This is a genomic window from Mucilaginibacter sp. L3T2-6, assembly GCF_030519355.1.
Classification (GTDB): Bacteria; Bacteroidota; Bacteroidia; order Sphingobacteriales; family Sphingobacteriaceae; genus Mucilaginibacter.
Window position 1 is genome coordinate 219,375 of sequence record NZ_JAUMKC010000008.1, and the last position, 10,788, is coordinate 230,162.

Annotated in this window: 8 protein-coding genes; 5 read left to right on the top strand and 3 right to left on the bottom strand. The window is 43.5% G+C overall.

What is annotated here, in order from left to right; translation table 11 throughout:
- The first annotated feature begins 106 nt into the window (after positions 1–106).
- Positions 107–2,608, top strand: coding sequence for a TonB-dependent receptor (locus Q3W13_RS11545; protein WP_302863916.1), 2,502 nt, complete (start codon positions 107–109; stop codon positions 2,606–2,608).
- Positions 2,609–2,934: 326 nt separating this feature from the next.
- Here the strand turns inward: Q3W13_RS11545 and Q3W13_RS11550 are convergent, their stop codons facing one another.
- Positions 2,935–4,743: a DNA mismatch repair protein MutS gene (locus tag Q3W13_RS11550; protein ID WP_302863917.1), complete on the bottom strand. Its 1,809-nt coding sequence runs from the start codon at positions 4,741–4,743 to the stop codon at positions 2,935–2,937.
- A 182-nt stretch (positions 4,744–4,925) separates the two neighbouring features.
- Between Q3W13_RS11550 and rlmH the strand changes: the two genes are divergently transcribed.
- From rlmH to Q3W13_RS11565, 3 genes are all read left to right on the top strand, one after another.
- The gene (rlmH, locus tag Q3W13_RS11555) at positions 4,926–5,399 is read left to right on the top strand and encodes a 23S rRNA (pseudouridine(1915)-N(3))-methyltransferase RlmH (RefSeq protein WP_302863919.1); all 474 of its coding nucleotides are present in this window, start codon (positions 4,926–4,928) and stop codon (positions 5,397–5,399) included.
- A gap of 305 nt (positions 5,400–5,704) precedes the next feature.
- The gene (locus Q3W13_RS11560) at positions 5,705–6,631 is read left to right on the top strand and encodes an aspartyl/asparaginyl beta-hydroxylase domain-containing protein (RefSeq protein ID WP_302863921.1); all 927 of its coding nucleotides are present in this window, start codon (positions 5,705–5,707) and stop codon (positions 6,629–6,631) included.
- A gap of 101 nt (positions 6,632–6,732) precedes the next feature.
- Positions 6,733–7,662, top strand: a complete 930-nt coding sequence (locus Q3W13_RS11565) for a cation diffusion facilitator family transporter (RefSeq protein ID WP_302863922.1) — start codon at positions 6,733–6,735, stop codon at positions 7,660–7,662.
- A gap of 193 nt (positions 7,663–7,855) precedes the next feature.
- Here the strand turns inward: Q3W13_RS11565 and Q3W13_RS11570 are convergent, their stop codons facing one another.
- Both Q3W13_RS11570 and Q3W13_RS11575 read right to left on the bottom strand, forming a co-directional pair.
- Positions 7,856–8,365 (bottom strand): DUF5606 domain-containing protein, encoded by a 510-nt coding sequence (locus Q3W13_RS11570; RefSeq protein WP_302863924.1) that lies wholly within the window; start codon positions 8,363–8,365, stop codon positions 7,856–7,858.
- A gap of 102 nt (positions 8,366–8,467) precedes the next feature.
- Positions 8,468–8,905, bottom strand: coding sequence for a peptidylprolyl isomerase (locus Q3W13_RS11575; protein WP_302863926.1), 438 nt, complete (start codon positions 8,903–8,905; stop codon positions 8,468–8,470).
- A gap of 230 nt (positions 8,906–9,135) precedes the next feature.
- On the opposite strand from Q3W13_RS11575, the gene Q3W13_RS11580 reads away from it, so the two are divergent.
- Complete coding sequence (locus Q3W13_RS11580) at positions 9,136–10,317, top strand: asparagine synthetase B (protein ID WP_302863927.1); 1,182 nt, start codon at positions 9,136–9,138, stop codon at positions 10,315–10,317.
- The last annotated feature ends 471 nt before the right edge of the window (positions 10,318–10,788 follow it).

Genomic DNA, 10,788 nt, shown 5'->3' on the forward strand with positions numbered 1-10,788 from the left:
CCAAATTCTGCAACTAATCTGTTACAGTTGCTTTGGTTGTAAAATAATCGTTAATCGCCTGTAACATTTAGTCTATTTTCGCCTCCAATTACCAAAATCATCAAAAATGAAACGTTTTTACATAATTATAGCAATATTATGCTCCTTTATCACCGCCCAGGCCCAAATTGGCTTAAGCGGAGGCGGTGGCCCAGCGATTGTTGGAAAAATTTCCGGCACACTTATCGACTCGCTGACTAAAAAACCCGTGGATTATGCATCGGTAAGTCTTTATCGCAGCGGCGGCAAAGCGCCCATTACCGGTGTAATTACCGATGAAAAAGGTGAATTTAAGCTGGACAATATTAAGCCCGGTTCCTACAAGATCACATTTACCTTTATCGGCTATCCTGACAAAGTGATAGACCCTGTGACTACAACTGCCGGAAAGCCGGACAATAACTTGGGCACAGTGCTTTTCGCACCAAGCGCAAAGGTGCTGAAAGAGGTACAGGTAACCGGCCAGGCAGCCCTTATTGAAAACAAAATTGACAAGATTGTTTACAACGCCGAGAAGGATATTACATCGGCGGGCGGTAATGCTACCGACCTGTTGGGCAAAGTTCCTTTGGTAACAGTTGATATTAATGGCAACGTATCCGTACGCGGCGATCAAAACGTACGTGTATTAATTAACGGTAAACCATCAGGTGCTACATCAACAAGTCTTTCGGACGTGTTAAAAGCTATTCCTGCTGCGCAAATTAAAAGTATCGAAGTAATTACGTCGCCATCAGCAAAATATGATGCGGAAGGCTCGGCCGGTATTATTAATATCATTACCAAATCAAAGAATGTTTCAGGTATCAGCGGCCAGGTTAGCGCAGCGGTGGGTACCAGGCAAAACAATGGTAATTTCAATCTTAATTACAGCAAAAACCGCTTTAATTTTTCAGCCAATCTTGGTGGTAACTTAACGTGGCCACAAACCTCTATTACCAGTTTTGATCAGCAGATTGACCTTGATACGGTGCATACGCACACTACCAGTAACGGTACCAGCAGGGTTACAAGGCATGCTACCAACAGTTCATTAAGCGCAGGTTACGAATTTAATGCCTATAACAGCATTACATCGTCATTCAAGCTACTGGATTTCAATTTCAATACAAACGGCAATACATCATTTCAGTCTGCTACGCCTTATAATAACCATTTGTTCCAGCATAACGAGTTTAGCAACTTTGATTGGAACCTTGATTATACCCATAAATACAAATTGGAAGGAGAAGAGCTTGACTTATCGACGCAATGGAGCCACGGTAGCGGTATTACTAATTTCACCAACACCTACAGCGGTGTTTTTGATGATCTGCAAAACAATCTGAACGGCAAGAATAACGAATATACCGTCCAGTTAGACTATACACTGCCGATCAGCAAAACACTTAAACTTGAAGCAGGCGGCAAAAGTATTTTCCGGAGAATAAATAGTACGTCTAATTATTTTAACGATACAAATAATTCCGGTGATTTTACATTTAACCCGTTGTTATCCAATATCTATAAATACAACCAAAACGTTTATGCAGGCTACACAGTATTTACAATAACGCTTCCAAAAAAATGGTCGGTGATGGCTGGTGTCAGAGATGAGAATACCGATATTAAAGGCGAGCCTATCAACGAGTCACAAGCTTTGTCGCCGTTTACTCAAAACTATAATACGTTTGTGCCAAGCCTAACCATTCAAAAGGCGCTGAATGCCAAGCAGACTATAAAGCTGGCGTATAGCAAACGTATCACCAGGCCAAGCTTACAATTTCTGAATCCTTTTGTAAACCAGGTTAACATCCAAAGCCAGACCCAGGGCAACCCGAGGTTGAATCCGGAAATTTCCCAGACCGTTGAATTAGATTATAATGCTTTTATCGGAACTTCAATATTAAATCTCTCCGGATATTATAAGCATACGGATAATTTAATTGAAAATATTGCCAGACCGATATCTGTAATTGTTGACGGTATAGCACAGGGCGGGACTTTAACCACTTTCCAAAATATCGGCAGCAATAACTCATTTGGTGGAAATGTGTTCGGTACAATTAATCCTTTTAAAGCGCTGACCATTATAATGAGCGTTAACGCATATACTTACAAGCCAGACCCATCCGGTGTGTTCCATCTTGATCAGACTCAAAATGGCACATATATTCAGTATGGTGGTTTTGCCAGAGCAAGCTTAACACTGCCAAAGGATTATGTTGCAGAGGCTTTCGTGTTTGGCAATTCGCCACGTCATACTATCCAGGGTACAACGCCAACATTCAGCATTTTAGGCATTGGTGCCAAAAAGCAATTTATGCAGAAAAGGCTGGCAATTGGGGTTAACGTAATTGAGCCATTTAGCGAATACAAAAGCTTTAATTCTAATTTAGAGAGCCCTGGCTTTAAACAGTCAAGCAAGTTCCAAATGCCATTCCGTTCATACGGCTTAACGTTTAGCTACAGCTTTGGTAAACTAAACTTCAGTAATCCTAACCAGCAGAAGAAAGGACTGAATGACGACCTGAAGCAAGGCGACCAGGGCATGGGCGGCGGTGGCGCCCAGGGCGGCGGCGGAAGATAATTCCAGAGAAGCAATGCTCAACAGCCAATAATCAATATTTATAAAAGAATGGCCTGGGAAAATTCTCAGGCCATTTTGTTTGACTAAGATTTGCGGGATTATTAGGATGGCGGGATTTATTTCCTATGCGGGGCACTATTGTTGTTTCCACCCTGTTGGTGTTATCACCAACAGCAATTGGTATGCAGAAAACCATCCGCTTACAACGGTCCTCAGGCTTCTTTTTATCACAAACACCGCCGTGTTGTTGGTGACGACAATAACGTCATCAAAGGAGTTGAAATCTTCAATTTTTCAAATCACCGCATCTTCAAATCATCTCCGCATCAGTCCCCAACCTCTATCCCGATCTGTTTCAACAACAACGAAGCATTGAACGTTTTACATTCGCCGTGCTTGATTTTATAATCAAACAGCATTTCGCCGCCTTTTACCTGTATATCAAAGTAAAAATTCCGGACATAATCCGGGTGAGATTCTTCTAATTCGGCAATTTGTAAATCATGGGTAGCCACCATGCCGACGCCTTTTTTGCGGATCAGTTGTTCAATAACCGCTTTTGAGCCCCGGTATTTATCAACTGAATTGGTGCCGCGCAGCATTTCATCTATTAAAAAGAAAACCTTGGGTTCATTTACTACAGCGTTTAGCAGCATCTGCAGCCGGTCGAGCTCAGCTTTAAAAGTTGAAGTACTTTCGTTCAGCGAGTCTTTGATGCGCATATAGGTAATGATGGTCACAACGGATACTTGCATCCTGTCAGCACAAACAGGCGCACCACATAAAGCCAGCACGGTATTTATCCCGATAGTGCGCAAAAATGTACTTTTACCTGCCATGTTAGAACCTGTGATAATATCTATTTTAAAGGTATCGTTCAGCTCATAATCATTTGCTATTCGTTTATCAGCGCTGATAAGGGGATGAGCAATTTTGTTAGCGGTCAGGGTATAGCTTTCACCATCGGTAATTTCCGGGAAGCTCCAATCCGGATAGTTGATTTTAAGGCTCGCGAGGCTCATTACAGCTTCAAATTCTGCCACTACATCAAAAGCCGCCTCGATATGAACCAGGTTATTTCGTTTCCAGTTTTCAATGGCTATAAGCTGTCGGATGTCCCAGATAAATAAGGCGTTCAGTATAAACATCATCACCATGTTAAGGCGGTAGTTCAGCTTGTTTATCAATTGCGCCAGTTGTTCAATTTTGCCGGATATACTTTCGCCATTTTCGTTCCTTACCTGTACTCCCAGATTTTTAAGATAGGCAGATCGCCATTCCTCGTTTTCTATACTTTTAAAGGCCAGCACGAAGTGGTGTAGTGTGGTACCGATCTTGCCGGCAATAAGGTCGGCTTTTTGAACCAGTTTGGCTTTTGCCATAACCAGCCGGATGTTAACCAATATCACAACTGGTGTAACGTAGCGCAGGGGCATATAAAAAATACTGCCTGTTATCAATGCAAGCACAAGGTAGGGCGAAATTTTACTGTAGGTAGCCAGGACCTTTTCGCCATTGATTTCGATTGGCGCCTTTAAATATTCAACCAGCCTTTTTATTTGTTCGCGGTTTTGTTTGAGCGAAAATAGCAGGTGTGCCTGTGTATTCAGCTTCCAGTCGTTTTTGCCGGCAATTTCTGCCACGGCCTGCTGGCGTTCCATTATCACCGGTTTTGCAGCCGGCTTAACCAGCCACCCCGCCAGTTTGACAATGCCTGGAAAAGTTGCCGCCCGGTTTGTCAATTGGTACAGCGAACCGTTGCCAAATATATCAAGGTCGGCGGTGTAAAAATGCTTATCCTCATTAAAAATCAGCCCGTTATCATAGATGTTTTTATAGCTTTCTATCGATGTTATTTCGTTCTCGATGACGGCGTGAAGGTCGATAAAGTAATTCTTGAGCTCTTCGTACCGGTTTTGTTTATTTATAAGCCAACTGAAACACGCAACGAGGATAACAACCGCCACGATTATTGGGGCTATCTCTTCGACGCTGATAGCTACGCACACAATAACGATGAACAGCCCGAATACCAACAGCCTGTAGAGAGAATAAGTATTTGCCAGGCTTTTATATTTATCTGCCTCATGCTGTGCTAAATCAGCTCGCCGGCGGTAATCGGCTAATATATCCATTTTGTTTGTTTTAGGTTGAAAAGTTATAATGTTGAAAAGGTTGACTAACCTCAACAGGAAAACGTTGCGAATCAATCTTTATAAATGCAAAAACATCGGCTGCAAGTTATAACATTACAACTTTACAACCTTAAAACATTTCAACAATAGCTAACTTTACAACTTTTAAATGACAACCATTAATGAAAATAACTTTTCTTACCGTCGGCAAAACAGAAGATGCTTATTTAAAAGACGGTTTTGAAAAGTATGTCAAACGGTTGAAGCACTATGCGAAGCTATCGGTTATTGAAATTGACGAGCTAAAAAACACCAAAGCCTTAACACAGGAGCAGCAAAAGAGTAAAGAAGCTGACCTTATCCTGAAAAAAATAACACCTCAGGATTACGTTATCCTCCTGGATGAAAAAGGCACACAACTAACCTCTGAAAAGTTTGCAGCCTATATCGACAAAAAAGCCATTGCGTCTGTTTCCAACATGGTATTTGTGGTTGGCGGGCCTTATGGATTTGACGGTACGGTTTATGCGAGGGCCAATGACAAGCTTTCACTTTCCGCAATGACTTTTTCTCATCAAATGGTGCGCCTGTTTTTTATAGAGCAGCTTTACCGCGCTTTTACCATTATTAAAGGCGAGCCCTATCACCATTCCTGACTATCCTTGCCAGGCAGATTTCTTATTGCTCCGTTAGGAGCAAAATATCGGCAGAAAATAATAAACCGAAACCAGCGCTCCGTAGGTGCGTAATGCAGCATGTCGTGGGTACGCACATACGGAGCGACTGGTCGTATTTGTTTTCCTTCTACCAATATTTGGCCTCTATCGGGGCTGAGCTCCATTAGGGTTTAATCCCTGACTTATTCGCATAAAGAGTCAATCAACTGTAAAAATGCAGTAAATTAGCTTATTTTTGTACGGGGAGTAACATAGCCCCATATTTTTGCAAAAAAGTCGTTACAATGCACAACATTCTCCCCGAGCTCATATCCTTTAAGTTTATACTTTTCTATATACTTATTATTTCGACGATCGTTGTTCATTATCGCGGCAAAGTGAGGTTTAAGTTTTTCAGGCAGCTGACAGATCATTCCACTTTCATGGCGCCGATAAATATGCCCATGTATGCATTTTCAGGAGTGGAAAACAAACCTTATATCAATGCCGATAATTTCCCGCAGCTCAACCTGCTCAAAGAGAACTGGCAAACCATTCGCGACGAGGCTTTGCAACTGGAGCGCGAAGAGCTGATCAAAGGTTCGGACAAGTACAACGATATGGGTTTCAATTCTTTTTTTCGGAGGGGATGGAAACGCTTTTACTTGAAATGGTATGATGATTTTCATCCTTCAGCCAAAAAGTATTGTCCGCAAACTATCGAGCTGATCAAAGGAATTCCAGAGGTTAAAGCAGCAATGTTTGCCGTTTTGCCTGCCGGAAGTGAATTGCTGATGCACCGCGACCCGTATGCCGGTTCGTTACGATATCACCTTGGGCTGATTACTCCAAACTCGGAGCAATGCCATATTGTTGTTGACGGCCAAAGCTATGCCTGGCACGATGGAGAGCATGTATTATTTGATGAAACTTATATTCACTACGCCGAAAATAAGACTGATACGGACCGCATCATTCTTTTCTGCGACGTGCAGCGCCCGGTAAAAACCTGGTTTGCGCGTGGGTGGAATGCGTTTTTTGGCTGGTTTATTATGGCCGCGGCGGTATCGCCAAATATGGGTGAGGATAAAACCGGGAATATCAATAAAGCTTTCCGCTATGTTTATTCCATCAGGCTGCTGGGCAAACGCATTAAAGCCTATAACCGCAATTTATATTACGCGGTGAAGTATTTGCTGATGCTGGGGATTTTGTACCTGATATTCTTTTAAACCCTATTTTTTGCATGCGGGAGATGCGCAGCATCGTGTCTCTCTGCAATCCTGCTTTTAATTTTCTTCCGGACTCACGGACTTTTAACTAAATTTGCTGCATGTCAGCAGGTCACGATCATTCAGGTCACCACCATCATCACCATGATCATGCCCCCAGGCTCGATCATCTTAATGCCGCCTTTATCTGGGGCATTATATTAAATTCAGCATTTGTTGTTATCGAAGTGATTGCGGGGTTAATCACCCATTCTCTTTCGCTGCTTACCGATGCAGGCCATAATTTGAGCGATGTAGCCAGTCTTGCGCTCGCACTGCTGGCGTTTAAATTGTCGAAAGTAAGCTCAAATAGCCAGTACACCTATGGCTATAAGCGGTCGACGATCATTGTGTCATTTTTTAACGCAGTCATCTTATTTGTAGCTGTAGGCTTTATTATTTACGAAGCGATAATGCGCTTCATTAGTCCCCAGATAGTGGAAGGCGGTACAATGGCCTGGGTAGCCTTTATCGGCATAGCTATCAACGCATTTACCGCTTACTTATTCGTAAAAGATAAAGATACTGATCTGAACGTTAAAGGTGCCTACCTGCACATGGCGGTTGACGCCATTGTATCGTTAGGTGTGGTTGTCTCGGGCATCATTATTTATTTCACCAAACTTTACTGGATTGATAGCGTGGTATCGCTTATCATAGCTATCGTAATTTTAAGGGGAACCTGGGGCCTGCTGAAAGATAGCCTTCGGTTGGAAATGGATGGCGTGCCTAAAGAAATGGACCTCGAAAAAATCAAGGCGGAACTGATGAAATGCAAGGGCGTTACCGATGTACACCATATGCATGTTTGGGCCCTAAGTACTACCGAAAATGCGCTTACCGCGCACCTGGTTATCAAAGCTGAGCGGCTACCCGACTTTACTAACATGAAGAAGGACTTGCGCCACCGCCTGCAGCACATGAGCATTAACCACGCCACCTTTGAACCTGAGGTGGAAGAGGAAGATTGCAGGGAACTTAATTGTGACTAAATGATCGTATTAAATTTGTCATTGCTGGAGGAACGAAGCAATCTCGTTGCTATGCATGGCGGATAATGCAGGCCGACGAGGTTGCTTCGTCGTTCCTCCTCGCAGAGACAATGTTTTTTAAATGAAAAAAGCCGGAGAGTTCTTCCCCGGCTTAATTCAAAGACACGATTGTTGTGCCTCTGCAGATAAATCCTTATGCTTTCTTTGCAGTTGCTTTTTTTGCTTTTGGCTTTGCGGGAGCGGTTTCTTCTGCCACGAGAGCTTCCTCAGCAGGCTTTAGTTCTTCCGCTGGCGCGGCTTCAGCAGGCGCTTCGGCAGGGTCCGGCTCGTTAAACAGCGGGTATTCCTTCAGAATGTTATACCAGCTGATGATCTTCTTCATATCTGAGGCGTAAACCTTCTCCTCATCATGATGAGGTGCAACTTCCCTGAAAAACGTGCGCAAGGCTTTTCCGTCAGCCTTAGCATCCGGAACGCCCGAAGCGCTCTTCATCCGCTCAAAAACGTCGGTCAGTTTTATATCGTCTTCCAGGCCAAATATGGTTATCTCGTGTAAAGCAGCCAGCTTAGCGGTTGATAAATTGGCAACCAGCTTGGTTTTTTGTGCGTCTAAACTTTCTAATATATAGCCTGTTTTATTTTGAGCCAATGCTCTCCACAATCCCGGCTTGCCCGACACGGCTACAATTCCCTGTAAATTCATTTTTTAGTTGTAAGTATGTTTATCAGTTGCAATGGTTGCAGTAGTTGTAATGGTTGTGCAGCTAAACAACCACAACTTCTGCAACAACTACAACTATTTCAACTATTCTTCAATAACGTCGATGCCTAAAATTTTATCACCCTGGCGAATGGCGTCAACCACGTCAACATTCTCAACTACTTTACCAAACACGGTATGGTTGCGGTCAAGGTGAGCTGTATTCTGACGACTATGGCAGATAAAGAACTGCGAACCGCCTGTATTGCGGCCTGCGTGCGCCATCGATAAAACACCACGGTCGTGGTATTGATTATCGCCGGTAAGCTCGCAATCAATTTTATAACCCGGTCCGCCTGCGCCTGTACCGGTTGGGTCGCCGCCCTGTATAACGAAATTAGGGATAACCCTGTGGAAAGTTACATTATTATAAAATCCCGACTTTGCCAGCTTCTGAAAGTTGGCAACCGTATTCGGTGCATCCTTGTCGAAAAACTCAACGGTCATGTCGCCTTTTTCGGTTCTGATTATTGCTTTGCTCATTTTATTTAAAGATAGATGGCAAAGGTAATAATTTGGGTGAAAGGTGGAAAGGTTAAAGGCGAAAGGTTTGAAACGGGCACCTAAAACTGACAATACAATATTTATTTATTCGTTACATTTGGATACCAGTATAAAACAAAGTGATCAGGACATTCAGTTTCAAATACCTTTTACCTTTCTCCTTTCTGCTTCTGCCTCTTTTCACAAGGGCCGCTTCCATATTAATCCCGATGGACGAGGAGCAAAAAGATCACCTGAAGTCATACGGTATTGCTTTCTGGACATTGAAGAACGGCGAGGTGATAGACTGGCTGCTGAACTACCGCGGCGGCAGCTTTTTGATGCCTTATAATAAAAATGTGGAGGATGAGTGCAAAATACGCGGCGTAAGTTACGAGGTTGTTGCCGATGCAAAAGTAAACCAGATTTTAGCCGAGGTGAGCGATCCGTCCGTCAATATGGATGTGGTGAAATTGGAAAAGGCGCCGAAGATTGCTGTTTACTCGCCCAAGAATAAATTGCCCTGGGACGATGCAGTAACCCTGGTTTTGAAATATGCGGAAATTCCTTACGATGTGATTTATGATGAAGAGGTAATTCGCGGCGACCTGCCTAAGTATGATTGGCTGCATTTGCACCACGAGGATTTTACGGGGCAATACAGCAAATTTTACGGCGCCTTTCGTTATGAGCAATGGTATAATGATGATATACGCATACAGGAAGCAACTGCGCACAAACTTGGCTTTAAAAAGGTATCGAAGATGAAACTGGCTGTTGCCGAGCACATCCGCGATTTCTGCGCCGGCGGCGGCTTTTTGTTTGCAATGTGCTCTGGTACGGATACTTTCGACATAGCGCTGGCAGCTTCCAATACCGACATCTGCGAGCAAATGTTCGACGGTGACGGCGCTGATCCTGCTGCGCAGTCAAAGCTGGATTTTAGCCAGACTTTTGCCTTTCAGAATTTCCAGCTGGATATGAATCCGATGTCGCACCAGTTCAGCAATATCGACGTTACCGCTACCCGCCAGGTAGAACGCACCCGGGATTTTTTTACCTTGTTCGATTTTTCGGCCAAATGGGACGTGGTGCCAAGCATGCTTACTCAAAACCATGACAAGGTTATAAAGGGATTTATGGGCCTCACTACAGCCTTTAATAAATCGCTGCTGAAGCCTAATGTAACCATTATGGGCGAAATGAAAAGCAACAACGAGGTGCGCTATATTCATGGCGAATATGGCAAAGGCCAGTGGACATTCTACGGCGGCCACGACCCCGAAGATTACCAGCACATTGTAGGCGACCCGCCAACAGATCTTAAGCTGCACCCCAATTCGCCCGGGTACAGGCTTATACTAAACAATGTACTGTTTCCTGCAGCGAAGAAAAAGAAACAGAAAACGTGAGAGTGACCAGAGATCAGTGGTCAGAGATTAGGAAAAACCGATCTCCCCATTTTGCTCATTCCAACTAATCTCTGATCTTTAATCTAGAAAGAAACAGAAAACGTGAGGTTGAGTGACCAGAGATCAGAGATTAGGAAAAACCGATCTCCCCATTTTGCTCATTCCAACTAATCTCTGATCTCTAATCTAGAAAGAAACAGAAAACATGAGGTTGAGTGACCAGAGATCAGTGGTCAGATTAGGAAAAACCGATCTTCCCATTTTGCTCATTCCAACTAATCTCTGATCTCTAATCTGGAAAGAAACAGAAAACGTGAGGTTGAGTGACCAGAGATCAGTGGTCAGAGATTAGGAAAAACCGATCTTCCCATTTTGCTCATTCCAACTAATCTCCGATCTCTAATCTGGAAAGAAACAGAAAACGTGAGGTTGAGTGACCAGAGATCAGTGGTCAGAGATTAGGAAAAACCG